21 protein-coding genes and 3 pseudogenes are annotated in these 23,373 nt (G+C 69.4%); 12 read left to right on the forward strand and 12 right to left on the reverse strand.

From position 1 onward, the window contains the following. Positions 1 to 89: 89 nt before the first annotated feature. A complete protein-coding gene (locus tag ACFYO0_RS13250) occupies positions 90 to 971 on the forward strand; it encodes a helix-turn-helix domain-containing protein (protein WP_388674349.1) in 882 nt (293 codons plus the stop codon). A gap of 189 nt (positions 972 to 1,160) precedes the next feature. After that, positions 1,161 to 1,307 (forward strand): annotated as a pseudogene (locus ACFYO0_RS13255) (transposase); the annotation flags it as partial. A gap of 38 nt (positions 1,308 to 1,345) precedes the next feature. Here ACFYO0_RS13255 and ACFYO0_RS13260 read toward each other — a convergent pair. Both ACFYO0_RS13260 and ACFYO0_RS13265 read right to left on the reverse strand, forming a co-directional pair. After that, positions 1,346 to 1,831: an MSMEG_6728 family protein gene (locus ACFYO0_RS13260; protein WP_388674351.1), complete on the reverse strand. Its 486-nt coding sequence runs from the start codon at positions 1,829 to 1,831 to the stop codon at positions 1,346 to 1,348. 16 nt (positions 1,832 to 1,847) lie between these two features. After that, entirely contained in the window at positions 1,848 to 2,300 is a 453-nt protein-coding gene (locus tag ACFYO0_RS13265; protein WP_388674353.1) for a DUF4383 domain-containing protein, read from the reverse strand. A 537-nt stretch (positions 2,301 to 2,837) separates the two neighbouring features. On the opposite strand from ACFYO0_RS13265, the gene ACFYO0_RS13270 reads away from it, so the two are divergent. After that, complete coding sequence (locus ACFYO0_RS13270; RefSeq protein WP_388674355.1) at positions 2,838 to 3,113, forward strand: hypothetical protein; 276 nt, start codon at positions 2,838 to 2,840, stop codon at positions 3,111 to 3,113. 241 nt (positions 3,114 to 3,354) lie between these two features. Here ACFYO0_RS13270 and ACFYO0_RS13275 read toward each other — a convergent pair. After that, a pseudogene (locus ACFYO0_RS13275) lies at positions 3,355 to 3,851 on the reverse strand (sensor histidine kinase); the annotation flags it as partial. A 56-nt stretch (positions 3,852 to 3,907) separates the two neighbouring features. Next, entirely contained in the window at positions 3,908 to 5,194 is a 1,287-nt protein-coding gene (locus ACFYO0_RS13280; RefSeq protein WP_388674357.1) for a DUF418 domain-containing protein, read from the reverse strand. A 231-nt stretch (positions 5,195 to 5,425) separates the two neighbouring features. On the opposite strand from ACFYO0_RS13280, the gene ACFYO0_RS13285 reads away from it, so the two are divergent. Further along, on the forward strand, positions 5,426 to 8,092 hold the full coding sequence (locus ACFYO0_RS13285) for an RICIN domain-containing protein (protein WP_388674359.1): 2,667 nt from the start codon (positions 5,426 to 5,428) through the stop codon (positions 8,090 to 8,092). A gap of 110 nt (positions 8,093 to 8,202) precedes the next feature. Here ACFYO0_RS13285 and ACFYO0_RS13290 read toward each other — a convergent pair whose 3' ends face one another. The 3 genes from ACFYO0_RS13290 to ACFYO0_RS13300 all read right to left on the reverse strand — a co-directional run bounded on the left by ACFYO0_RS13290 (position 8,203) and on the right by ACFYO0_RS13300 (position 11,346). Next, positions 8,203 to 9,516: a hypothetical protein gene (locus tag ACFYO0_RS13290; protein ID WP_388674361.1), complete on the reverse strand. Its 1,314-nt coding sequence runs from the start codon at positions 9,514 to 9,516 to the stop codon at positions 8,203 to 8,205. 67 nt (positions 9,517 to 9,583) lie between these two features. Next, positions 9,584 to 10,789 (reverse strand): CU044_5270 family protein, encoded by a 1,206-nt coding sequence (locus ACFYO0_RS13295; protein WP_388674362.1) that lies wholly within the window; start codon positions 10,787 to 10,789, stop codon positions 9,584 to 9,586. After that, complete coding sequence (locus ACFYO0_RS13300; protein WP_388674364.1) at positions 10,786 to 11,346, reverse strand: RNA polymerase sigma factor; 561 nt, start codon at positions 11,344 to 11,346, stop codon at positions 10,786 to 10,788. The genes ACFYO0_RS13295 and ACFYO0_RS13300 overlap by 4 nt, the downstream gene beginning before the upstream one ends. A 543-nt stretch (positions 11,347 to 11,889) precedes the next feature. Here ACFYO0_RS13300 and ACFYO0_RS13305 point away from each other — a divergent pair. Next, a complete protein-coding gene (locus tag ACFYO0_RS13305; RefSeq protein WP_388674366.1) occupies positions 11,890 to 12,240 on the forward strand; it encodes a hypothetical protein in 351 nt (116 codons plus the stop codon). A 117-nt stretch (positions 12,241 to 12,357) separates the two neighbouring features. Here the strand turns inward: ACFYO0_RS13305 and ACFYO0_RS13310 are convergent, their stop codons facing one another. Both ACFYO0_RS13310 and ACFYO0_RS13315 read right to left on the reverse strand, forming a co-directional pair. Further along, entirely contained in the window at positions 12,358 to 12,516 is a 159-nt protein-coding gene (locus ACFYO0_RS13310; RefSeq protein ID WP_388674368.1) for a DUF4333 domain-containing protein, read from the reverse strand. After that, entirely contained in the window at positions 12,500 to 12,748 is a 249-nt protein-coding gene (locus tag ACFYO0_RS13315; protein ID WP_388674370.1) for a hypothetical protein, read from the reverse strand. Before ACFYO0_RS13315 ends, ACFYO0_RS13310 begins: the two co-directional genes overlap by 17 nt. A 127-nt stretch (positions 12,749 to 12,875) precedes the next feature. Here ACFYO0_RS13315 and ACFYO0_RS13320 point away from each other — a divergent pair. Next, positions 12,876 to 13,262: pseudogene (locus ACFYO0_RS13320) on the forward strand (helix-turn-helix transcriptional regulator); the annotation flags it as partial. A gap of 371 nt (positions 13,263 to 13,633) precedes the next feature. Here ACFYO0_RS13320 and ACFYO0_RS13325 read toward each other — a convergent pair. Further along, entirely contained in the window at positions 13,634 to 15,163 is a 1,530-nt protein-coding gene (locus ACFYO0_RS13325) for a glycosyl hydrolase family 28 protein (RefSeq protein ID WP_388674372.1), read from the reverse strand. Positions 15,164 to 15,381: 218 nt separating this feature from the next. On the opposite strand from ACFYO0_RS13325, the gene ACFYO0_RS13330 reads away from it, so the two are divergent. Continuing rightward, positions 15,382 to 16,641 carry an ROK family transcriptional regulator gene (locus tag ACFYO0_RS13330; RefSeq protein ID WP_388674374.1) on the forward strand — a complete coding sequence of 420 codons (1,260 nt, stop codon included), beginning with the start codon at positions 15,382 to 15,384 and terminating at the stop codon, positions 16,639 to 16,641. 212 nt (positions 16,642 to 16,853) lie between these two features. On the opposite strand, the gene ACFYO0_RS13335 is transcribed toward ACFYO0_RS13330, so the two are convergent. Continuing rightward, positions 16,854 to 17,348, reverse strand: a complete 495-nt coding sequence (locus ACFYO0_RS13335; protein WP_388674376.1) for a DUF1877 family protein — start codon at positions 17,346 to 17,348, stop codon at positions 16,854 to 16,856. Positions 17,349 to 17,518: 170 nt separating this feature from the next. Here ACFYO0_RS13335 and ACFYO0_RS13340 point away from each other — a divergent pair, with 170 nt between their 5' ends. The 5 genes from ACFYO0_RS13340 to tgmB all read left to right on the forward strand — a co-directional run bounded on the left by ACFYO0_RS13340 (position 17,519) and on the right by tgmB (position 21,606). After that, positions 17,519 to 17,932, forward strand: coding sequence for a hypothetical protein (locus tag ACFYO0_RS13340; protein WP_388674378.1), 414 nt, complete (start codon positions 17,519 to 17,521; stop codon positions 17,930 to 17,932). Positions 17,933 to 18,495: 563 nt separating this feature from the next. Continuing rightward, positions 18,496 to 19,128 (forward strand): RNA polymerase sigma factor, encoded by a 633-nt coding sequence (locus tag ACFYO0_RS13345; protein ID WP_388674380.1) that lies wholly within the window; start codon positions 18,496 to 18,498, stop codon positions 19,126 to 19,128. A 90-nt stretch (positions 19,129 to 19,218) separates the two neighbouring features. After that, positions 19,219 to 20,043 carry a hypothetical protein gene (locus ACFYO0_RS13350; RefSeq protein WP_388674382.1) on the forward strand — a complete coding sequence of 275 codons (825 nt, stop codon included), beginning with the start codon at positions 19,219 to 19,221 and terminating at the stop codon, positions 20,041 to 20,043. Between the two features lie 397 nt (positions 20,044 to 20,440). Beyond that, entirely contained in the window at positions 20,441 to 20,632 is a 192-nt protein-coding gene (gene tgmA / locus ACFYO0_RS13355; RefSeq protein ID WP_033328160.1) for a putative ATP-grasp-modified RiPP, read from the forward strand. A gap of 14 nt (positions 20,633 to 20,646) precedes the next feature. Beyond that, positions 20,647 to 21,606 (forward strand): ATP-grasp ribosomal peptide maturase, encoded by a 960-nt coding sequence (tgmB, locus tag ACFYO0_RS13360; RefSeq protein WP_388674384.1) that lies wholly within the window; start codon positions 20,647 to 20,649, stop codon positions 21,604 to 21,606. Between the two features lie 572 nt (positions 21,607 to 22,178). Here the strand turns inward: tgmB and ACFYO0_RS13365 are convergent. Further along, positions 22,179 to 22,955: an Fpg/Nei family DNA glycosylase gene (locus ACFYO0_RS13365; RefSeq protein WP_388674386.1), complete on the reverse strand. Its 777-nt coding sequence runs from the start codon at positions 22,953 to 22,955 to the stop codon at positions 22,179 to 22,181. Positions 22,956 to 23,373 lie beyond the last annotated feature (418 nt).

Below are 23,373 nucleotides of genomic sequence, written 5' to 3' on the forward strand. Positions count from 1 at the left end.
GGGAAAGCGCGAGAAGCGGAGAAATCCATCCTGGGAGGGGAACATCCTGGGAGTAAATTCTCCCCCCTTCCCCAGGTGCGACCGGTGTCATGCTGGGAAGCATGACCGCCAACGTCCCCCTCAATGAGCTGGGAGAATTCCTCAAGAAACGCCGCTCGGAGCTGAGCCCGCGCACGGTCGGACTACCCGAGAGCGACAGGCCCCGCCGGGTCGACGGGCTGCGCCGCGAGGAGGTCGCCCAGCTCGCCAGCATCAGCACCGACTACTACACCCGCCTCGAACAGGGCCGCATGCAGGCATCGGCGCCCGTGCTGGACGTCCTCGCCCGTGTACTCCATCTGGACGACGACGAACGCGGCTACCTCTTCCAGCTCGCGGGCAAGACCACCACGCGCACCCGGCGGCGCGGTCGGCAGAAGGTGCAACCGCAGCTGCAACGGGTCCTGGACGACCTCACCGCCACCCCCGCCATCGTGCAGGGCCGACGCGGAGACATCCTGGCCTGGAACGCGCTGGCCGCCGCCCTTGTCACCGACTTCTCCCGCATCCCGGAAAAGCAGCGCAACTATCCCCGGACCATCTTCACCGAGCCGGCCATGCGCACCCTGTACGCCGACTGGGAGACCTCCGCGCAGATCGCCGTGGCCCAGCTGCGCATGGAGGCCGCGAAGTATCCCGAGGACCCCCGCCTGATCGAGCTGGTCGGTGAACTGTCCATGCGCGACAAGCAGTTCGCCCGATGGTGGAGCGAACACCACGTCGCCGCCCGCACCGTGGGCACGAAGACCCTCAACCATCCGGTCGTCGGCGAACTCGTCCTGGACTGGGACACCCTCACCGCCAACACCGACCCCGACCAGAACCTGACCGTCTGGACCGCAGCCCCCGGCTCCCCCACCCACGAACGGCTGCGCATCCTCGCCTCCTGGGCCGCCGACCAGCGCCTGCCCGCGTCGCCACCGCTCACCTGACCCCGTCGGCTGCTTCTACGACCCCGGCGGCGGTGGCCGGCCGGTGGCGTTCACCGTGCTCCTCAGCCGCTCGAGCTCCCGCACCAAGAGCGGGCATCCCGCGCCCGGCCGGTGCGGGCGCTGAGCACCGCGGCTGAGGCGGGGGTAGTGCTCGGCGGCCTGTTCTCCGCGACGCCTTCCGCACCCACCCCGCAGGCCACCGTCATCGAGTCGATGCCCGGCATGGGCCCGATCCTGGGAGCAGAGTTCCTCGTCGCCACAGGCGACCTGGCCGCCTACCCCGACGCAGGCCACCTCGCCTCCGCCGCCGGCCTGGTCCCGGTGGCCAAAGGCTCGACCTCATCGCCACACGAGACCAGTTGCGGATTCCACCTTCACTCCTCGGAAAGTGGGTCGTCTGACCGGTCCGACGTCGGCCAAATGTATGGGAGATCGTTCGGCGCGTCGGGGAAGAGTGGTGCGTATGTGTTCGGGTCTTTGCGCACCAGTGCCGACCGGTGGCTGCGGTGGAAAGCATCGTCGCCGAGCCATGGAGGCAGTTCCCCGGCGGCCGCCAGTTGCACCTGGTGACGAACTGGTGCACCGGGACGGAATGCGAGGAGGTCAGCGATGAGTGTGGCCGCACAGCTGTCTTGATGACCGTGTTCGCGCCATACCTTGCAGACTTCAAGGCCATAGCGGACCAGTGCTTCCTCGTATCCAGCCCACATCAGCACTGCTGGATGGCGACGCCACCCGTAACCCGGCACGACAAGGCCGCGGAGAACCTGCAACGCCTCGACCCGCTGTTTGCCGAGTCGGCGACGATCCAGGACCAGGGACGAGGCCCTGAAGTCGGGATAGGGCAAGAAAGTCTGCATGCCGTGAGGCCGGCCTCTAACGATCGTCGGTGCGGGGGGTGCGTCGGCAGAGGAGAAGAGCAAGACCGATCATGGCGATGCCCAGCGCGAAGTGAAGCCAGTCGTCGGCAGTGTTGAGAGGCACGAAGTTGGCGTCACTATCGCGGCCGACGGCCAGACCGTAGATCCACAGCACCAGGTAGACGGCCCCGCCGCCCAGCAGGTAGGAGTACGCACCGGAGGCAGTGCGGGCGAGTGCCAGACCGGCAACGCCGAAAGCCAGGTGTACGAGGTTGTGCAGGATGGAAATCTGAAAGATCCCGAACAGCTTGGCACCCGACTCGTGCGAGGCGAATTCCATGTCGCTGTAACTCGTGGTGATGCCGGGGATGAAGCCCAGTATGCCCGCCAACAGGAATACGGATCCCACCAGAATGGCGGCCTGCTGTACGGAGGTGCGGGCGGTTGGGTGGCGCGTATGTGCGGTCATGGTCGTGGATCCTCACTGTCATGCTGATGATGAGTCAGCATCAGCAAACGGCTCCTGCCTGCGAGTACCGCGCCCGGCGCAAATAACCACACCACCTGGTCGACCAACAGCATCGGCGTACGCAGCTCAGCCCCATCGACGCAAGGTGGAACCCGCCCCATTCCGGCAAGCTCAAGCCGTCGACTGACTGCTTGGCATGTTGAATCGGCAAACAAAAAAAATGGGGGATTCCTTGGAGATTGCGTGTTTGCTCATGAAAAAGGGGCACTCTCAGGTCCAGGCAGCGCCTGCTGAGGTCCTGGACACCGCTGAGATCAGGGGACGCCATGTGCGGAATCCCGGGCACGACCCCATCGTCATTTCCCTGTCGCCGCTCGGCTCATCGAGCCATGACGCTGCCACATCAGGTGAGAGGGTGACGAGGGCAACGGGTGTCTGCGGCATTGTCGATCGGCTCGGGCTCACCCCGGCGTAAGACCGGCCGCTGCCAGGGGCTCAGGAAACCACCCCACTACCGGCCCATGACCGGGAGACACCATGATCGTCAAGAAAATGCACGAGATGGGCATCCGAAGCGAGCATGCCTACATGGCCGCTTTCACGTCCATCGGCCTCACCGTTGTCGCCTGGATGACCAGCCTCAAAGCCGAACCCGGCACCGGACTCGCCCGCGCCGACCGGTGGGGCATCTTCGTGGGCGAGTGGGCTCCCACATTCTTCGGCCTCGGCGTCGCCCTGTCCCACTACGAACAGCACGACGGTACCCTCACGGCCAGCGTCCATGATCTCCGGCAGCGCCAGGAAGCCGGCTGAAAAGAGGCTTCAGCAACCGGATGCCTCCCGGTGGTGTCCGACCAGTCGGGCACCACCGCCATCCACCATCAGACGGCTATGGAAGAGCATGAACGCTTACAACGACGGCCCCAACCGCGCCCATCAGCGACTCGAAGGCCTTCGCGGTCAGCGGGGCGTACGGGCAGGTAGCGGGCGGTGGCGCACTTTCCGGGGCTGAGGTGGGTGAGCCGACCCGGCCGCTCAACCCGCCTCCGGCGGATCAGTCCTTCGGCAGCCGCAGCTCCGTCTCCGCGCCCCCCTCCGGACGGTTGCGGAAGGTCAGGCGGGCGCCGAGCAGGCGGGCCTGGCCGGTTGCGATGGTCAGGCCGAGGCCGGTGCCGCCGGACCGGGAGCCCGTGCTGAAGCGCTGGGGGGGCCGGAGGTGTGCAGCACGACGAGCAGATCGGGCGGGAAGCCGGGGCCGTGGTCGCGGACCCGGACCACGGGGCCGTCGACCTCCATCTCCACGGGCGGGGCGCCGTGCCGCAGGGCGTTGGCGGCCAGGTTGGTCAGGATGCGTTCGACGCGGCGCGGGTCGGTCGCCACGACCGCGTCCGCCGTGACCTCCACCCGTACGCCGTCGAGGCCGGCTACCGCACGCCGGGCCATCGCGCTCACCTCACGTTCCTCGGACTCCACCGCCGCCACCTGGGAGTCCAGTCGGGCCACTTCCAGCACGTCCTCCACCAGCCCGCGTTTCGCTGAGCAGGTCGGTCTGCCGGAAGCGCGGCCTCCGGCAGACCGACCCGTTGTGCGCTCGGCGGCGCAGAGGCTCATCGGACGTGCTTCGCCAGTTTGGTGGCGCCGTTGAGCAGGTACTCCAGAGGTCCGCGGCGGAAGAAGCGGGACCAGATCGCCGCGAACAGGGTGGCCCCGACGATGAACGAGAGCAGCAGCGCGGCGGAGGCGGACTGCGGCGGGGTGGCCGCTTCGCCGGGCAGGGCGAGGATGACCAGGATGTGGCCCACGTAGAGAGTCAGGGACATCGTGCCGACGGCGATGATCGGAGTTACCGGCCGACGCAGCCACGGCAGTCGGTCCATCGCCACCGTCAGGCACAGGAGCACGGTGATCGCGATCCCGATGCTGCCGATGAGGTCGAACGTGGAACCGCTGTGCGGCTCGGCTGCCAGCAACCCCCACGCGTCGGGGCCCCACAGCCCACCCCCGACCGGCATGTCGAAGGATCCCGATGTCATGCCGGGGTCCGGCATGGCACCGGAGTCCTTCATGGCACCGGGGTCCTTCATGTCAGGCATCCCGGCCGTGATCTTCTGAGTTCCGCCGGACAACCGCAGCACCAGCCACGAGACGCCGTATCCGAACCCGATCAGCGCGGGACCGACCACGGCCAGCCGCCGCTGCACCGCGCCGGAGGTCAGATCCAGCCGGCCCAACGCCATGCCTGTGACCACGAACGTCATCCAGGTGATCGCCGGGTAGAGGCCGGTGAGCAGGAGGTCGAGCACGCCCACGCCGGAGAGTCGCGCGATCGGGTCGTACGCGTCGATGCTGTTCACGATCGACTCGGTGAGCAGTGCTCTGAGGCCGAACGCCACCTGCGGCGTGACGACCGCGAGCGCGACCGCGGTGATCGCGAGCGTCCTGGCCCGCAGCCGCAGCAGGGGCAGGGACAGCAGGAAGTACAACGCGTAGAAGTTGAGGATTCCGGCGCCGCCGAAGTTGGTCATCGCCAACGCGCTGCCCAGCACCAGCAGGATCACGGCCCGGATCACGATCCGGGCCCTCGCCTGCCTGCCGGCCAGTCCGGTCCTCGGCTCACGGCGGCCGGCGATCAGCATCAACGAGAACCCGGCGAGGGTGGCGAACAGCGCCGAGGCCCGGCCGCTCGCCAGGCCCAGGAACCAGTCACCAACGCCGCCCCCGGGCGAGGGGAAGGGGCCGACGTGCACGGCGAACATTCCGAACACGGCCAGTGCACGGGCGAGGTCCACCCCGACGAGCCGTGCCATCGGCGCTGGGCGTGCCGTCGCCGTGGCGGACTCGGGGGCGGGTAAGGGCCGCGGAGGCGCCTTGTCGGCGCTTTCGATCTCAGTCACTGGGACAACGTTGCCGAGGCGGGGGCGCGGTCAACCATCCGACGGGTTACGGGAGTTGTCCCGCCGGTCGGCCGACCGGCCCCCCGCTGATCGGCGGGGGGCGGGTGAAAGAACTTTCCGGCTCGGGGCAACCCTTTGCGGAGCCTGTGACCACAAGGAGTCGGATCCGGCCATTCGGTGCCTGATTCCGCCACTCCTCCGGTGAACGGCATGCAAGGAGAACACCTCCCCATGGAAAACCCCACGAAAGGCGGGCGCCGCGGGCGTCACCGCCGTCGCTGGACCGCGACCGGTCTGCTGCTCGGCGTGCCCGCCATCGTCGTGCCGTATCTCCTGTTCGCGCAGGATGACTCGCAGGCCGCGACGGTCGACGGCGACGCCTACTACCGGCTGGTTTCCGTACGCAGCGGCAAGGCGATGGACGTCAACGCCTTCTCCACCGCCGACCACACCCGCATCCAGCAGTGGACCGACCAGAACACCGCCAACCAGCAGTGGAAGCTGAGACCCACCGGGGACGGCTACTACGAGCTGGTGAACCGCAACAGCGGCAAAGTGCTGGGCACGGCGGGCGATTCGACCGCCCAGGCAGCTGCCGCCGAGCAGCAGACCGACAGCTCCTCCACCTCCCAGGAGTGGCGGATCGACGAGGTGAGCGGTTCCGACGCCGTCACCTTCACCTCCCGCAGGAGCGGCCAGGTCCTGGACGTCTCCGGGGGCTCCACGGCCGACGGCGCGGCAGTCATCCAGTATCCCGGCAAGGGCAGCACCAACCAGCAGTGGAAGCTGGTGAAAACGGTCGAGACCCAGGCGGCCGAGACTCAGGCGGCCGGGGCAGGCGGAGCGCAGACCACGGCCGCGGCCGGACCGTATGTGTGGAACAACGCCCAGGTCGTGGGCGGCGGTTACGTCACCGGGCTGGTGTTCAACCCGCGGGAGAAGGGCCTGCTGTACGCGCGCACCGACATGGGCGGCGCCTACCGCTGGGACGTCGCGGCCGAGCAGTGGATCCCGCTGACCGACTGGGTCGGCGAGAAGGACTGGAACCTGCTGGGCATCGACTCGCTGGCCACCGACCCCGTCGACCCCGACCGGCTCTACCTCGCGGCGGGCACCTACACCAACAGCTGGGCGGGCAACGGCGCGATCCTGCGCTCCACGGACCGTGGCCGCACCTTCCAGCGCACCGATCTGCCCTTCAAGCTGGGCGCCAACGAGGACGGCCGCGGGGCGGGCGAACGGCTGGCGATCAACCCCGGGGACAACGACACCCTGCTGCTGGGCACCCGCAAGAACGGCCTGTGGCGCAGCACCGACCACGGCGTGACATGGAGTCAGGTCTCCTCGTTCCCCGTCAAGGACGGGGCGAGCAGCGGCGCGGGCATCTCCTTCGTGACGTACGGCCCGGCCGGAAGCAAGACGGTCTATGTGGGCGTCGCCGACAAGTCCACCTCCCTGTACCGCTCCACCGACGGCGGCAGCACCTGGCAGGCCGTCTCCGGCCAGCCCACCGGCCAGATGCCGCAGCACGGCGTGCTCTCCGGTGACGGCTCGCTGTACCTGACGTACGCCAACTCCGTCGGCCCCAGCGGCGCGACGGCGGGTTCGGTGTGGAAGTACACGCCGGCCGGCGGGGCGTGGAAGAACGTCTCCCCGTCCCAGGGCAGCTACGGGTTCTCCGGTCTGGCCGTCGACCCGCAGAAGCCTTCCACGGTGATGGTCACCACCCTCGACCGCTGGTGGCCCGAGGACGAGCTCTACCGGACCACCGACGGCGGCACGACCTGGAAGGCGCAGGCCGCGAAATCGGAGCGGGACGCATCCGCCGCTCCTTACGTCGGAACCGGCACCGGGCACTGGATGACCGCCCTGGCCATCGATCCCTTCAACTCCGGGCACGTGCTGTACGGCACCGGCAGCGGCATCTGGCGCAGCAAGGACGCCACCGCAACCGACAGCGGCGGCACCAGCCACTGGACCGTGGGGGCCCGAGGGCTGGAGGAGACCGCGCTGATGGACGTGATCGCCCCGCCCGGCGGCGCCACCGCCATCACCGCCATGGGTGACCTGGGCGGTTTCCGCCACGACTCGCTGACCAGGGTGCCCGCCGGGCGGCTGGAGAACCCGATGATGATCACCAGCACCGACATCGATTTCGCCCAGTCCGACCCCGCGGTGATGGTCCGCGTCGGCCGTGGTGGCGCGCAGGACGGCGCCTATTCCACCGACGGCGGCAGCAGCTGGAGCGGCTTCAAGGCAGAGCCGGTGGGCAGCGCCGACAGTGGTCATGTCGCGCTCGCGGCGGATGGCACCACCATCGTCTGGACCGAGGCCGGTCAGGCCCCGTACCGCTCGACCGACAAGGGGGCGAGTTGGTCGAAGGTCAGCGGCCTGGGCAACGGCGCCGTGGTCGTCGCCGACCGCTCCTCGGCCAAGACCTTCTACTCACTGGCCGGCGGCACGCTCTATGCCAGCACCGACGGCGGCGCGACGTTCACCGCCCGCGCCACCAACCTGCCCTCCGGCGAGCTCACGGCCGTCCCCGGCATCGCCGGGGACCTGTGGATCGCCGACGGTGCCAAGGGGCTGCTGCACTCCACCGACGGCGGCCGCACCTTCACCACGCTCACCACGGTGCAGTCGGCCTCCGCCCTCGGCTTCGGCAAAGCCGCGCCGGGCGCCGCCTATCAGGCCCTGTACCTGATCGGTACCGTCAAGGACGTCACCGGCGTCTTCCGCTCCACCGACAAGGGCGCCACCTGGCTCCGCGTCAACGACGACGCCCACCAGTGGGGCAGCATCGGCGGCGTCGGCGTCGTCACCGGCGACCCCGACACCTACGGGCGCGTCTATGTCGGCACCAACGGACGCGGCCTCCAGTACGGCGACCCGTCCTGACCCCAACGCCCCACCGCCTGTGGCCCGCAGCGGACGCTGCGGGCCCCAGGCGGTCGTTGCGGTGAGGGACGCGGGCCGGTTCGAGTAGGCCTTCCCGCCTGCTCGAACCGTCAGCCGATCTTGCGCGAAACCACCAGACCGCACGCGCCCGTCGTGCTCTCACAGGCGACGTTTCCCGCGGCCAGTACGGCCCGAGTGCCGGGAACGCCGTCTATGCCGAGGAGTGAACTGCCCACGGTGGTCGAGATCTCCTCCGGAAGTCCCTCCTCGGTCCAGGAGGCGCCGTCCCAGCGGGAGACCACCGCATGGCTGCCGCCCACGGGCCAGCCCGCGATCCACACCGTTCCCGAGCCGTCCGTGCCCGAGGCGTTCACCTCTTCGACGTCGGGCGCGGGGAGCGGCCGCCAGGTGCGGCCGTCCCATCGCGCGGCCAGGAGTCCGTCGGACACCGCCGGGTCGTTTGTCTTGCCGAACACATGGACCGTTCCGCGCTTCGTCGTCACGACATGGTTGGCCACCCAGCCGGCGCCGTACTCGTAAGGGACGGGGATGCTGTCCGTCGTCCAGCGCCGGCCGTCGAAGTGGTAGAGCAGGGGCCTCGCGGTACCGTCGGCGTCGGCGTCGGCGGTGACCCACACGTCGTCGGGGCCGGTGCCGGTGATGTCCCAGGGCTGTACCGGGCTGCCGTCCGGTGCCGGAGGAAGGGCCGTCCGCCGCCAGGTGCGGCCGTCCCATTGCTCCAGCTGTCCGGTGTACGCGCCCGTCACCGGGTTCCAGTCCATGGTGGTCAGCCACACGGAGTCCCGGCCCACCGAGGTCAGTTCGCCGACGAAGCGGATCCAGCCCTCGGCGGGCGCCGGACGCTGCACCCGCTTCCATCGGGTGCCGTCCCAGTGCTGGAGCACGACAGGGCTGGCCGTCGCGGGACGCGCGGCGCCGCCGCGGGACCGGTCCGCCGGAGAGTCGGGCAGACGGCCCGCAAGGCGGTCCGCAAGGCGGTCCGGCAGCTTGGCCGAGGAGGCGGAGGGGATCTCCACATCGGTGTACGTCCCGGCGGCCCAGACGTCGTCGGGGCCGGAGGCGGCCACCGCCTCCAGCTGCGCGGGCCTGCCTCCCGTCGCCGCGAGCCGAACGTCGCTCCACCGCCTGCCGTCCCAGTGCTTGGCCAGCGGGGCCACCGAGAAGGAGTCGTCCGTCTTCCGGCCGACCGCCCAAGCGTCGGTCCTGCTCCTCGCGTCGACATCCATGAAGTCACTGGAAGCCGCCTCGGAAAGCGGTAACGCGAGCTTCCAGGGCGTCTCCGCCTGGGCCTGCGTCTCGGTCTGCGCCTGGGCGACCCACGGTGTGAGGGCGAGGGCGCAGGCCGCGAAGACGGTGGCCACGCAGAGGCCGCGTGAGGCAGAGCCTTGTGCGGGGGTTCTCATCAAGTCGCTCCTTCTGGAGGTGTGTTTGCGTGACAGGCCCGGCGGTGCCCGGCCCGCGCGGGGGAGTTCAGTGCCGGGCGTTCTTCGGCACGGTGATCTGCCGCTGCGCCCACTCCATCCGGGTGGTCGCCGAGTAGGTCACCGTCGTGCCCGCGTCCAGCCCCGCCTGTCGCGCGGTGGCCGACGGTTCGGCCAGGACGACGAGCTCGGCGAGCAGAGCGCCGGTGGACGGGTCCACGACCAGCCGCTGCTCCACACTCCCCAGCGGGGTCTCCGCGTAGTCGGGGAGCGTGATGCCGATGCCCTTACGGCCCAGCGGGTCGGTGGCAGAGCCCTGGACGCGGATGCCCGGCAGGTCCGCGAGCAGGCGGTACGCGGCGGCTCGGGTGCCGGGTTTCACCGGCATGGTGATGACGTCGGCCGCCTGGCGCAGCATCCAGGCCGTACGGTCGCCGCTGTTCTCGCCACCGCGGTCCCGCTCGTACAGCCGCTGGAACTTTCGGCGCAACTGCGCGCTGTCGGTGGGCAGTTTCCGCAGATCCTGGTAGGAGACGTTGTCCGGGCCGAGGGCGTAGATCTTGTTGTCGCTGTCGGTGCGCATGACCGTGGGCCGCCCGCGTGCTCCGATCGTCATCGCGACCCTCATCCGACCGTCAGCGTCTGCCGGGCTCTCCACTTGCCGTGGTGCCCCGGCGGCCCGCCAGCGTTCCTCGTCCGCCGCGGTGCGGGGCTCGGTCTCGGCGTCCAGACCGATGACCATCAGGCTCCGGGTTCCCGGGCGCACCCCCACCGACCACTCCTGCGTCTCGGTGCTGCGCACGGCGAAGCGCCGTCCCGGCTCACCGACGACGTCCACGTTCTCCGCCCGCGTGGTCACCTGCCAGTACGGTCCCTCGGCAGTCGAAGCCTCCGCCGCCTTCGCCGCGCCGAGCAGCTCCATCCGGCCGTCCAGCCCCGTCGCGGTGGCCGACGGCGGGCGGGTGCCCGGCTGCGCGCTCGTGGTTCCGCGCGACTCCTGCTGGACGAGGGTGCCGACCACGATCGCGGACGCCGCGACGGTCGCGACGGCCCCGAGCGGCAGGAACCGGGGACGCAGCCATGCCAGGGGGCCTCGGATGGGCCCCTCCTGCGTGGCGGCCGTGATCCGGGCCAGGTCCTCGCGCTGCCGACGGGAGCCCGCCAACAGGGACGGGTCCAGCTCGGCGGGCCGGGCGTCCGCGAGCACCTTCATGACGTCTCGCCGCCGCGTGGACCCTTCGTACGTCTTCCTCATGCGATTGCTCCTTCACGGTCGGTGCGGCCGTCAGTGCGGCGCACTGCCGGTGCGGGGGGTACGGACACGGCCTCCACGGCACGTTCCAGCCGTCGACGGGCCCGGTGCAGCCGGACGGTCAGGGTCGCGGTGGTGCAGCCCAGGACACGTGCGGCCTGCTTGGGGCTCAGCCCGTGCCAGGCGATCAGGGTCAGCAGTTCCCGGTCGGCGCCGGACAGGCTCGCCAGGGCCTGCAGCGCCGCTTCTCGATCGGTCACGTGTGTGGCCACGTCCTGCGCCTCGGTCCGGGCGCCGGTACTGATGCGCTGTGCTTCCTGTGCGGCGAGTGCGTACTGGTGGCTGTCCCGGCGACGCAGCTCCCGCACCAGGTTGCGGGCCACGCCCAGGAGCCAGGGCAGCGCGGGTTGCGGAACGTCCCGCATCCGCCGCCACGCGACTGTGAAGGTCTCGCTGGTGATGTCCTCACCGATCTGCCGTCCCACCTGGCTCGTGGCATAGGCGAGTACACGCGGATAGCACTCCTCATAGACGTCCCGGAAGCGTTGGACTTGAGTCACGCGCCGTCTCCTCGTATCGGGCTCTGTCACTGAGGAATGCGCGTGACAGCCGGGTTATTACAGGCCGAGCGGAATCCGCACGGCCGAGACGACATCGAGCCGCCCTGGGTCGCGTCGTCACGGAGGTAAGACGTCGCGCGACGAGCAACCGCACACGGGAGTTGACCAGCCGCCCGTCGGCAGCTCCGCGTTCACCGCCTGCCTGCCGTGTCCTCGGCCGCACGGCGGCACGGCGTGAACCGGCGTCACCGTCACGACGGCCGCAGACAGAGCAACTCCGGTCCTGCAAGGTTGACTTGTCATCGCCGATTCATGCGGTCGGACTCGTCGACGGCAGCAGCGACAGGAGTACGCCGCATCATGCAGCCGCAGCCGGCCGCCCTCGTAACCAGCCGCACTGCCGCGGGAATCCGGTTCACCCGTTGTTGGGTCTGTTACGCACGCGGCATCCCGGTGCAATATCCGGGCCGTTCCCTTCCCTGACACATCAACCGTCCGGCGCCACGCCGGGAGGGGATGGGGCACAGCAAGGAGGAGCAAGACATGACGGCCACGGACAGTGCGGGCTCTGACAGAGCCGCCACACCGCCGGAGTACTCCCCCCGTCTCTACAACGCGGACCTCGCCCCCGCCACCGAGCGCAAGTGGGGCGCCTTCAGCATCTTCAACGTCTGGACCTCGGACGTGCACAGTCTGTACGGCTACTTCCTTGCCGCCAGTCTGTTCCTCGTCGCGGGCAACACCTTCAAGTTCCTCATCGGCATCGGTGTGGGCTCGCTTCGCTTTGAGCGGGGGCAGGAGCCCGCTCACCACGAGGACGGCGGCAACGGAAGCGCCAGAGGCGACCACCGCATAGGAGCCGGGTTCTTCCAACAACCCGAGCAGGGCGCCTGACCTGGTCTGATGCCTGCCAAGCGCCCTGTTTCGTCGCGCGGGTCCGCCGTCCCGAGCACGGACCGGATCTCCGACCTGGGCCTTCCGTTTCCCGAACGCGTCGCGCGGGCTCTGTGTTTACCCGACCTTGCTGTCGGCCTTGAGGTTGTAACTGACCCGGGTGCCGTTGACCGCGGTGGCAGTGACGGTGACACCGATGGTGTCGCTGTCGGTGGTGACCTGGCAGCGAATCGTGGCGCCGACCCGGGCCGGGAGGTGCTCAGCACAGGTGACCAACTTGGGACGCTTGCCGGTGGTCCGCGGCGATCTTGTCGGCGATCGTCAGTGCGACTCGGGACTTGTGGACGGCCCCCTCCTCGCTGACGCCCGTGTTCCCGGGCTCTGCGGGTTTGTCGCCGACCGGCTTCTCCTCGGCCGTCGGCTGCTCCTTGGCCGGGTCCTCCTCGACAGCGGCTGCGCCCTCGCTGGCCGTCGCCTCATTCTTCTTCTCTGCGGTGCCAATGCTCAAGGAGCATCCGGTGGCGAGAAGCACCGTCAGTGCGCCCAGCGCAGCCGCGGCCGCAATCCTCTTTTTACGCCCCGTATAGCGCATTATGTCCCTCTATTGGTAAGTGATGAGAAAAGAACAGGAATACGCACCCGTGGCGTCCCAGCTCGGAAACTCCAGCCTTGCAGGAGCGCCGATGGAGGCAACGCTCAACCTGCGGATCACTGAGTACATCCGAGCGCACCTGGCCGATGCCGACCTGTCGGCCGCGAGGATCGCCGCCGTGCACGGCATCTCGGTCCGTCACCTCTACACAGTGCTGGCCCGTTCGGGTATCAGTCTTGGCGACTGGATACGTTCGCACCGGTTGGCGGAATGCAGACGTGAGCTGGCCGGCCCGAACGGCCGGCTGCGGACCATCGCGGCGATAGGCCGGAGTTGGGGCTTCGTGGACGCGGCCCATTTCAGCAAAGTGTTCAGACAGGCCTACGGCGTCTCGCCCCGGGCTTGGCGCGACCAGAACCGTCCCCGCCCCGTCCGCCTGAACCGGCCGGCACGTCGATCGCCTGAGGTCTCCCGGGACGGCAGGGCCTCACGGCGCACACCTCTCCCGGCCGAGAATCCGGCGGTGCCAGATCTGTGCCGGATCCTGCGGGGATACCACGGGGCACCACAAGGAACCCCGTGGAACCAGTCGCCCGCCCACCGGGCGCCGACACCCCTCCGCCGCAGGCCGGACCCGGAGCCTGCTGCGCGGCGATGCGGAGCAGTACGGATGGCAGGCCGCGTGACGCGTACGGCGGCCGGAACCCTCAGGCGCCGCCCAGCGGCGCGGTGCCGCGCCGCAGTCGTGCGGCCGGCCCCGGCGTCCCCTCCGGAGGGGACGCCGGGGCCGGCCGTCGGCAGCTACAGGGCTGCGGCCTCCGCGGTGGTGAGGAAGCGGAGGTTCTGCACATGCTCGTTGACGAACATGGGCACGCCGTCCGAGGCCAGGTACCACCTCGGCTTGCCCGTGCTGTCGGCGATCACCCTGCCGTTGACGCGGAGGTTCTCGAAGGTGACGTCCTTGATGACGTGGTCCTTGTCGAGACCGGCGATGATCGACAGGTCGGCGTTCTTACCGTTGTAGTTGAGGTCCTTGATATAGACGCCCTCGATGCCGCGGCCGGCCGAGGTGTTGTACTTCGGGTTGTACTCGACCCGCATGTGGATGAGCTGGCCCCAGCGGAAGTCCTCCACGCGGATGTTGTCGAACTTGACGTCCCGGACGAGGTTGCTGTCGCCGACCATGAAGGCGATGGCGCCCTGGTAGGTCACCTGCGGCTCACGGTGGTCGAGGATGTCGATGTTCTCGAAGTTCAGGTTCTCCAGCATCTCCGGGTTGTCGGTGTTGCCGTGCACGCCCATGTTGATCGGGTGGGCGACGTCGGCCCAGAGGGAGCAGTTCTTGACGGTGATGTTGCGGGTGTCGCCGTAGAAGTCCCAGCGGTGGGTGTAGAGGGCGATGCTGTCGTCGGACGTTCGCAGGAAGCAGCCGTCGATCGTGACGTTCTCGGAGCAGTAGAGCTGGATGCCGTCGCCCCAGCCCTGGTGGCTGAAGGCGCGCAGGTTCTTGATGGTGATGTTCGTGGACTCGGCGACCCTGACGTTCTCGTACCGGGGGTTGAGGATCGTGACGCCGTCGATCGTGACGTTCTCGCACTTGCGGATGAACATCGCGCCCCACTTGGAGTTGTAGAGCACCCCGCGGCCGATGATCCGGGAGTTCTCCACCCCCTCGATGTTCACGTGTGCCTGGACGACCGCACCGGGGGCCAGGTAGACGGTGGTGTTGCTGGGCACCTTCAGCACCCCGTCGGTGGGGGTGTGGAAACCGGGCCCGAAGTACATGACGTTCTTGTCGCCCTCGGCGGGCACGTCCTGCTCGAGCGGGTTCGCGAACAGGTGCAGGCAGTCGAAGATCTTGTCGTCGACCTGGACGACGACGTTGCGGGGCCGGTCCAGGGTGAAGCGGGCGGTGCTGCCGAGCACCTCGGGTGTGATGTCGTACGAGTCCGGGCGGACGCGGAACTTCTCGATGCCGCCGGGGTTGTAGGTGACCTCGACCTCGACGGTGCCGGAGAAGTCGAACATGGCCACGGAGGAGTTCTGGGCTCCGTTGCTGCCGGTCGTCGCGTTGATCAGCGCGAGCCTGGCCCGATAGACGTCGAGTCTCTGCCAACTGCCGCCGCCCGCCCGGATCTTGACGGTGAAGGCGGTGTTGACAGGCACCTGCGGAAGGGTCGGGTGGATGACAACGATGTCTTCGACGGCGTCTGCCTCCTGCGTCGTGGCATCAGCGGCCTGCGCGGTACCCGCGATGCTGCTGACCAAGCCGGCGGCAGCGATGACGCCGGCGGCCTGGAGGGTGGACCGGCGGGACAGGGACGAGCTCATGGGGACTCCTTGAACGAAACACGGATGGGTGGCCGCCTGTGTCCGGAGGTGGAGAGTCCTGCGCTGCAGCCGCCCTGCGCGGACGACCGCCGGAACGAGCAGACGAAGCCCCACCTTTCACAGATATGGCGCTGGGGTGGGCTGATAGTGCGGTAATACGGAAATGAGCGTCAAGACTGTTGACTAACTTTCGAAACAATTCGGTAGCCTCGGGCCCCATGAGTCAAAAGCTCGGAGGATCACTGCACAGTCTGCGCCGCACCAACGAGGAGCAGTTGCTGGCCCTCCTACTGGCCTGCGGCCCACTGCACCGTGCCGCTCTCGCGCGCCAGGCGGACATCTCCCGGACCACGGTCTCGACGATCGTCAACGACCTGATGGCCCGTGGACTGGTCGTCCAGTCCGACGAGGAGCCCGACGAAGGCCACGACGGACGGGCCCGGGACCTCCTCTCGGTCCACCCGCGCGCGGCCGCCGTGGCCGGCATGAACCACACGTTCGACGGCGTCTGGGTCCATCTCCGTGATCTCTCCTCACAGGAGATCGGGAGCCGGGGCGTCGCCCTGGACCCCTCGTGCGGTCCCGACGAACGCATCACCGCCGGCGTCGGCATCCTGCACGAACTCCTGGACGATCACGGGCTGCGGCCCGGCCAGATCATCGGGGCGGGCATCGGCGTGCCCGGTCCGATCGACCACACGACCGGCGTGGTCGGTGTCTCCCTGCCGGGGCAGCCCTGGTCGCACATCCACGTGGTCCAGGAGTTCGAACGAGCGCTCGGCATGCCCGTCGCCGTGGCGAACAACACTCGCCTGGAGGCCGTCGCCGAGGCGCGCTGGGGGGCCGGACGCGGCGCGCAGAATCTGCTGTACGTCGGGCTGTCCAACGGCATCGCCGCCGGTCTGATCCTCGACGGACGGCTCCACCGCGGCGCGATCGGGGCGGCGGGGGAACTGGGACATGTGTCGGTGAGCCTCGACGGGCCGACGTGCCGATGCGGCAACCGCGGCTGCCTGGTCCTGCACGCCGGCATACCGGCCGTGCTCGCTGCGCTGCGACCGGCCTTCGGAGAAGGTGTCGGACTGGACGAGATGCTGGCCCGCACCGCGGCAGGCGACCGGGCAGGGGAGGGCGTCTTCTCCGACGTAGGTACCGTGGTCGGCCAGGTGCTTGCCAATCTGTGCAACCTGCTCAACCCCGAACGCATCGTGGTGGGCGGCGAGTTGTCCCTGGCCGGAGAGGTGCTGCTCGAACCCATGAAGGCGGCGATCCGCCGGTACGCGCTGTCGCTGGTCCGCGACGTGGACGTGGTCCCGGCCGAACTGGGGATCGGGGCGCGGGTGGGCGCGCTCGGCGGTGCCGCGCTCGTGCTCGGCGAAGCCCCGGACCTGGCCGCCGCACTCAACCGTATGACCGTGAGGACGACCACACCGCCCGGCGTGGCGGGCCTGGGCGACGAGGAGGAGGGCGGCGGGTGAGCATCGTGACGCGGACACGTTTCGCTCGGTTGAGGACGACGCCGGGTGCGACGGTGCCGGCCGGGTGAGCGTCGAGGAGAAGGGCTGACCGGCCGGTCGGAGACCGTCCCGCGTGCTTCACCCTGACGCTGGACAGGCGTGGCGCCTCAGCCAGTCGACGCGCGGAGGCTTCCGCCGGAGGGCGGCGGGCTCCGGCTTCCGAGCTGGGTGCCTCAGGTCGGCTGCCACTTCACCACCGCGTCTCCGCACTCGGCCGTCTGCGCGTAGAACTCCGTCAGGTCCCGGTGTGCCGCCGCGAAAATGTCCCGCGTGTCGGGCTCCGCCGTCACGCCGCCGTAGCGCGGGAGCAGCTCGTCGCGGGCGAAACCCCACAGCGCGTCGAAGTCCACCATCGTCAGGAACCCGGCCACCCGGCGCGCCCGGCCCGCCGTCAGCAGCAGGAACGGCGGCTTGTCGGAGTCGGGGTGGAACACCGGCCGACCGCCGAGCACCACCTGGGCCTGGGGCCGGTCCCCCGCGCGATGCGGAGGATCGGCGGCGTAGAGCAGCTGCTGATCCCGATAACGCATGTCCAGCACCTCCTCGCGACGTCGGTCGACGCGGCGCCGGACGGTATCCCAGTCGTCCCCGAACAGTCGTTCCAGCCAGGTCACGCTGTTGCGCAGTGCCGGGGGCGGCACAGCTCGCAGATGGAAGTAGGTGCTCATCACAGAAGGAGCGCACAGGGACTCAGGAGCGTCACTCCGGCCCGGCGGACGCCTGTTCCGGGGGAGCTCTCCCGGCCGTCGTGCAACGAGGTGGGCGGCGGTTCTGCGCCAGTTGCCGGAATCCGGGGGGACCAGGTGACGGATCGGCTGCCGGCCTCGCTTCTTCCTATATGACGACCAGGCAGGAATCGAGACCCCAAGCCGCGGCCAAGCCCGTGCGATGGGCGGCGGACACGGTTGCGACGATCCGGGAGGGGGCGCGGTCGCGCCTCGACTACTCGGCGACGAGCCTCTGGCACGTCGACCGGATGATCGACGAGCTGCGGCGGGAGGCAACGCCCTACGCCGCGGTGGAGAGCGAGCTGCGCGGCTTCGGGGCGTACGCGGGTGAGGTGATCATCCGCCAGGCGGGCGGCGAGTGGTGGGCGGCGGGAGGCGACCACTGGGTCCGCACCGGCGACGGACGACTGTGGAACCCCATCGACGAGGCCCGCCACTGCTTCGCCGGGCACGGCTCGCTGCGGCTGCTGTGCCGCGACGCGACGACCGGCGCACACGAAGCCCTGGATCGGCGGCCCCTGTGAGGTCCGTGATCCGCGCCTGACCGCATGCTGTTCGGTCCGACGGGTCTGGGGCGGCCGGGCCTTCGTGCAGTGGGCGGAGGCCCGGCCGCCCCTTCCCTGTCCGTGCCCCTCCCCCCGCGGGGAGTCAGGGGTGGCTCGGACAGGGTTTCGGGGAGTGGTTTGCGTCGTCGACGTCCGGTCGGGCGGTCGCCGTCGGCCTGTCCAGCGTGGACTCGGCACTCACACAGCGCACGGTCGGCGCGAAACGTCACCCGGACGGGACGGTGCCGGTCGCGCACTGGTGTCCGAACCCCGGACCCGCCGATGTTGACGAAACGTCACGCCGTCGGGCGCCCGGCGCACGCGTCGGCTCAACGTCCGTATGCGGCCGGTCTCTTGGAGCGATCGATGGTCTCGTGCCTTCGCCGGCTGTGCGCCAGGGATCCGGAGAAGACGTGAAGGACGCCTGATGCGTTGTGACACTTCTGTGTGCTCGCACGCTTGTCACCATGGGGCCGTCGAAGCGCACGGGGCGCGACCGACGGCACGGACTCGCAATGAACCCGGTGCGAACGAGGACGGTCTTGGGCCAGGAACGGCAACCCCGCTACGCACAGGCCCATGACGGGGAATTGAGCGCGGCCGTCGCACGGGCCCAGGACGGGGACGAGAACGCGTTCGCGGTCGCCTACCGGATCGTGCAGCCGGGCCTGCTCGGCTATCTGCGCGGATTCGTCGGCGAAGACGCGGAGGACGTGGCGTCCGACGCCTGGCTGGAGATCGCCCGTGATCTCGGACGGTTCAAGGGAGACGGGGCGGGTTTCCGCGGCTGGACGGCGACCATCGCCCGGCACCGGGCACTGGATCATCTGCGTCGCCAGCGCGTGCGGCCCCGGCCGGGGGCGATCGAACAGGACGTACTGGACCTGCCAGGTCCCCACAGCACCCATGAACAGGCGCTGGAGTCCCTCTCCACCGAGCGGGCCCTGGAACTGGTCCGCGGGCTGCCGCAGGACCAGGCCGAGGCCGTTCTCCTGCGCGTTGTCGTCGGCCTGGACAGCCCCGCCGCCGCGCGTGTCCTCGGCAAGCGTCCCGGTGCGGTGCGCACCGCCACGTACCGGGGCCTGAAACGCCTCGCCCACCAGTTGGGCGTCGGGAGGGAGGCGGGAGAGGGTGTGACGGATGAAGCCTCCCGGACGCTGGGGGAGTCGACATGAGTCACGACGGCGTCAGTGGACGGGCAGACAGGCATCAGGACCCGACACGCCGGATGCGTCCAACAGGACGGGCGAGAACGGAAAACGGACATGGGTGATCGGCTGAGCGGCGACGGAGTCACGGGCCGTCGACGTTTGCACCCCGGCGACGCCGTTCCCGGCTCGTGGGACCTGCGTGACGACGCCGCGCTGCAGACGGCGCTCGCCGCCGCCGTGCTCGCAAGCGATCTCGACCCCGAAGCTGAGCAGCGGGCCGTGGCCGCCTTCCGGGCCGCCCGCGGCGCGCGGGCGCACCGGGCGCGTACCCGGCGCCGCGACGACTGGCGGGTGCCCGCGGAGCGACGTGCCCGGCGCCCTGTGAAGACGACGTTCGCCGCTGTGTTCACCAGCCTCGCCCTGGGCGGTGTCGCCGTCGCGGCCATCGGTTCTGCCGGCTCGTCCGCGGACGGTACCGACCAGAAGACCCCGCACCCCTCGGTGACCGCCCCGACCCGGCCGGGCGGAGAGACCTCGCCGGCATCCTCCGGCCCCGGACCGGGCGACGGCTCGTCCTCCGCCCAGGACACCGAGGCCCACTGCCGCGCCTACGAACAGGTCAAGGACCGCGGCAAGACGCTCGACGCGACGGCATGGCAGCGGCTCGTGGCGGCGGCAGGCGGCGAAAGCAAGGTCGACGCGTACTGCGCCCAGCAGTTGGCACGGGTGACAGTCACGCCGAGCAGATCCGGCGACAGGGGCAACTCCAGCGCGGGTGCCGCAGACGCCGGAACGGGGACGGCGGGGAACACCGGCACGTCGGGCAACGGCAATCCCGGCAGCGACCCCGGCGGTGCCGACGATGCGGCCGGCAACGGCCCCGGTGGCGCCGACGATGCGGCCGGCAACGGCCCGGCAAGCGGCGGGAACCACGGGTAACCTCTGCGCCCACCGGCCGGGCCGCTCGACGCTCGGGCCGCCACGGTCTCGTTCGTGCTTCGTGGTGCCCGCGTCATGGTCCGGGCGCACTGTTCCGGGCGCGGACTCGGACCGGGAAAGAGCATGGCCGACGAGATCGGACATGCACGGCCGTCGTCGCTCTTCGTACCTCACGTGAGCCAGTAGCCGTAGGCATGCCCCTGTGACGTTTGCAGCGCCTCTTTCGATGTGTAAGTGGTGGGGAAATTAAGAGCTATTGGTGTCAGAGATGCAGAAGAGACTGGTGAGGCGATGGACAGGTGATGACCCCATCGGATGTGGCAGAAGCGATGAAATCTTGCGCAAGGAACGCGCGAGGGGACTGCACGCAGGCAGCGTGCGAACTTGGAGGTTTCGAGTGCGACCGTTCACCCTCAACTACGCCTTCCCCAGGCCGCTTGCGACCGTGGTGACGCCATACCGCTTCGACGAGTCGCTTCAACTGAACGTGCTTCCCGACGGCCGCCCGGCCGTCACCGACCCTGACCTCCTCCTGGCGGCCGGTACGACGACGTCCACCGCCGGTTCCCAGACACACTTCGACGACTGACGATTCGTAACCGAATGACCATACTGATCCTCACGTCCGAGGAGGACGTCACCGCCGACATGGTGGTGGCCAAGCTGCACGAGGCGGGGGCTCCCGTGATGCGGCTGGACCCTGCCGATCTGCCGGGCAAGGCGGTGTTGTCCGCGCATTACGCCCATGGCGACTTCGAGGGTCACCTGTCGGTGAACGGACATGTGGTCACCATGGGAGGCCTGCGGTCCGTATGGGTGCGCAGGCCCGGTGAACCGGCCGCGCACGCGGCACACCCCTCGGCGTGGTTGACCGCCGAGACCCGCCAGGCGCTGTTCGGAATGCTCTACTCCGCCTCAACCCGATGGATGAACCATCCGCGCAACGCCGACCAAGCCCGCCTGAAGCCCTGGCAGTTGAGGGCCGCTCATCTCAGCGGCTTCGCCGTACCACCGACTGTCATCACCACCTCCCCACGCCTGGCACGGCAGTTCGCCGAGGAACACCGGGAGGTGGTGGTGAAGTCCGCCTCGGGGCCACCCCCCGGTGACCCCACGCTGGCCCTGCCCACCACCCTGATCGGACCCGACTCGGACTTCTCCGGCGTCGCGGCAGGTCCTGCGCTGCTGCAGCGGTACATATCCAAACGTGCCGACATTCGTCTGACCTGTGTCAGCACCCGGCTGTTCGCCGCACGGAAGACGGCCGAGCCGGACCAGGTCGACGGGCGCTACGGCGACACCGAGCACACCTGGGAGGCGGTTCCGGTGCCCGACCGCGTCGGCAAGTCGGTGCACGAGTACGTCGCCATGGCTGGACTGGCTTACGCCGCCTTCGACTTCGCTGAAGACGAGGAGGGTTTCTGGTGGTTCCTCGAGTGCAACCAGAGCGGCCAGTTCGGCTTCGTCGAACTGGAGACCGGGCAGCCGATCTCGGAGGCGGTCGCCCTGTGGCTGGCACAGCGCAAGGCGGGTCGTCGCGTTCACCACAGCCACCACGGGTGAGACAGCCACCCGGCAAGCCACTGCTCACCGCTGCTGAGACAGGGGAACGGCTGGTTCCGTTCGCGAGTGCCGACAGCGGTTGTTCAGCACTTCGGGCGGCGCTCGATCCCAGACGCACTCGCTGTTCACGAGCATGGGCAGCACCCGGTGGTCGGCACTCCGGTCGGGCAGGGGTGGGCATCGTGTCCGGCGTGCGGAATGCCCGCCGGAGACGGGCCTTCGCGCTGCGCGGTCAGACGCGGCGACCGAGACGCAGGTCGAGGACGCCCTGGAGACTTAGTTGACGTCTACGTAGTCAGCACCTGAGTCGAGTGTCTGCGCGGCGGGCCAACTGCCCGCCGCGGGAACTCTAGATCATCCGGGGCGCCACCTGGCAGCCACCGAGGAGGGCCACCCAGGTGCTGTACGGACTCGTGGACAAAGCCAGAACGGCCCTGCACACGGCCCAGCACTCCTCGAACAGACTTGGAAAGCCGAGGGGCTCTGTCGCTGTCCCGCCCCTGAGACCGTCGGGTCGGTCCGGGCAGGCAGTGGCAGCGATGCGGGCACGGCCGGTGGCTCAAGGGTCCGTATCACTGGCACTGCGGACACCACACCGTGCCGCGGCCTGCCAGGCGGGACCGCCGTAGGGGGTTGCCGCAGCGCGGGCAGGTGGGAGCGGGGTCGTCGCGGTTACCGGTGAGCCAGGAGTCCCGCGGCGGGACGCAGCCGGCGGCGACCGCGGAGCGCAGGGTGCGGCGCATGTGCGTGTACAGGCGACCGCAGTCGTCCTCGGTGAGATCGCCCGCCGGTCTCGTGGGACGCAGTCCTGCCCGCCACAGGATCTCGTCGGCCAGTAGATTGCCGAGTCCGGCCAGGACGGACTGGTCGGTGAGGGCCGTTTTGACGCTGCCGCGGCGTGCGGTGAGCGCGGCCTCGAACTCCTTACGATTCACCGCCATCGCGTCGGGTCCCTGGCGTTCCAGGAGCCGTGCGACCTCCGACTCGTCGTGGGCCAGCCAGAGGCCCTGGAGCTTGCGCTGGTCGCGGTAGCGGAGCTGGCGGTCACGGGCCACGGTGAACAGGACGCGGTCGTGCGCCTCGGCCGCGTCGTCGGGATGGCTGCAGACCAATTGGCCGGTCATGCCGAAGTGCAGCACAAGGGTGGGGCCGCCGGTGCGCGCGAGCAGCCACTTCCCGTGCCGCTCCGGCTCCGTGAAACGCCGGCCTTCCAGCGCGTCACGCAGCTGCCGCGTGCTCACCCCGTGCAGTACGCCCGTGTCGCGCACGTCGACGCGTTGGATGGTCTTGCCCTTCGCGCAGGACTCGAGCACCTTCCGGAAACCCTCGACGTCTGGCAGCTCAGGCATGGGGTGCGTCCTCTCTCACGCGAAGATCCACGCTCTCGGTCCGGCCGCGGCCTCCCGCAGAACATGGTGTCTCCTGGGCAGGTCACGTGCAGCACCGCGCGCACCCGCACAACGGCCAACAGCGGCTCCTTCGGCCTCGGTCAAGGCTGCCACCTGAACAACGTATCCCCAGGTCAGAAGCCGCGTGACCTGGGAAGCGCCGTCGCTTCCCAAGCTGAGAGCGAGAGTTCGATCTCGTTACCCGCTCGTCTTGAAGCCCCAGGTCAACGGCCTGGGGCATCGGGCCCTTGCCGCTGCCACTCCAGCGCTCTTCACACCGCTACCCACCCGAAGACGGCGACGCCGCCGAGCCGATGTGTTGCTGTGTCACGGCTGTGCCACGGCGGTGTCCTGAAGGGAAGACGGGCGTGACCTGAGG

This window comes from Streptomyces sp. NPDC006365 (genome assembly GCF_042870755.1).
In the GTDB taxonomy this organism is placed as follows: Bacteria; Actinomycetota; Actinomycetes; order Streptomycetales; family Streptomycetaceae; genus Streptomyces; species Streptomyces xiangluensis.

Bases quoted from the DNA above. Each gene is read 5' to 3' on its own strand.
- ACFYO0_RS13290 (WP_388674361.1), bottom strand. From the start codon at position 9,516: ATGAGAACCCCCGCACAAGGCTCTGCCTCACGCGGCCTCTGCGTGGCC.
- ACFYO0_RS13250 (WP_388674349.1), top strand. From the start codon at position 90: ATGCTGGGAAGCATGACCGCCAACGTCCCCCTCAATGAGCTGGGAGAA.
- ACFYO0_RS13260 (WP_388674351.1), bottom strand. From the start codon at position 1,831: ATGCAGACTTTCTTGCCCTATCCCGACTTCAGGGCCTCGTCCCTGGTC.
- ACFYO0_RS13295 (WP_388674362.1), bottom strand. From the start codon at position 10,789: ATGAGGAAGACGTACGAAGGGTCCACGCGGCGGCGAGACGTCATGAAG.
- ACFYO0_RS13330 (WP_388674374.1), top strand. From the start codon at position 15,382: ATGAGTCAAAAGCTCGGAGGATCACTGCACAGTCTGCGCCGCACCAAC.
- ACFYO0_RS13305 (WP_388674366.1), top strand. From the start codon at position 11,890: ATGACGGCCACGGACAGTGCGGGCTCTGACAGAGCCGCCACACCGCCG.
- ACFYO0_RS13335 (WP_388674376.1), bottom strand. From the start codon at position 17,348: ATGAGCACCTACTTCCATCTGCGAGCTGTGCCGCCCCCGGCACTGCGC.
- ACFYO0_RS13285 (WP_388674359.1), top strand. From the start codon at position 5,426: ATGGAAAACCCCACGAAAGGCGGGCGCCGCGGGCGTCACCGCCGTCGC.
- ACFYO0_RS13350 (WP_388674382.1), top strand. From the start codon at position 19,219: ATGGGTGATCGGCTGAGCGGCGACGGAGTCACGGGCCGTCGACGTTTG.
- ACFYO0_RS13340 (WP_388674378.1), top strand. From the start codon at position 17,519: ATGACGACCAGGCAGGAATCGAGACCCCAAGCCGCGGCCAAGCCCGTG.
- ACFYO0_RS13325 (WP_388674372.1), bottom strand. From the start codon at position 15,163: ATGAGCTCGTCCCTGTCCCGCCGGTCCACCCTCCAGGCCGCCGGCGTC.
- tgmB (WP_388674384.1), top strand. From the start codon at position 20,647: ATGACCATACTGATCCTCACGTCCGAGGAGGACGTCACCGCCGACATG.
- ACFYO0_RS13270 (WP_388674355.1), top strand. From the start codon at position 2,838: ATGATCGTCAAGAAAATGCACGAGATGGGCATCCGAAGCGAGCATGCC.
- ACFYO0_RS13265 (WP_388674353.1), bottom strand. From the start codon at position 2,300: ATGACCGCACATACGCGCCACCCAACCGCCCGCACCTCCGTACAGCAG.
- ACFYO0_RS13365 (WP_388674386.1), bottom strand. From the start codon at position 22,955: ATGCCTGAGCTGCCAGACGTCGAGGGTTTCCGGAAGGTGCTCGAGTCC.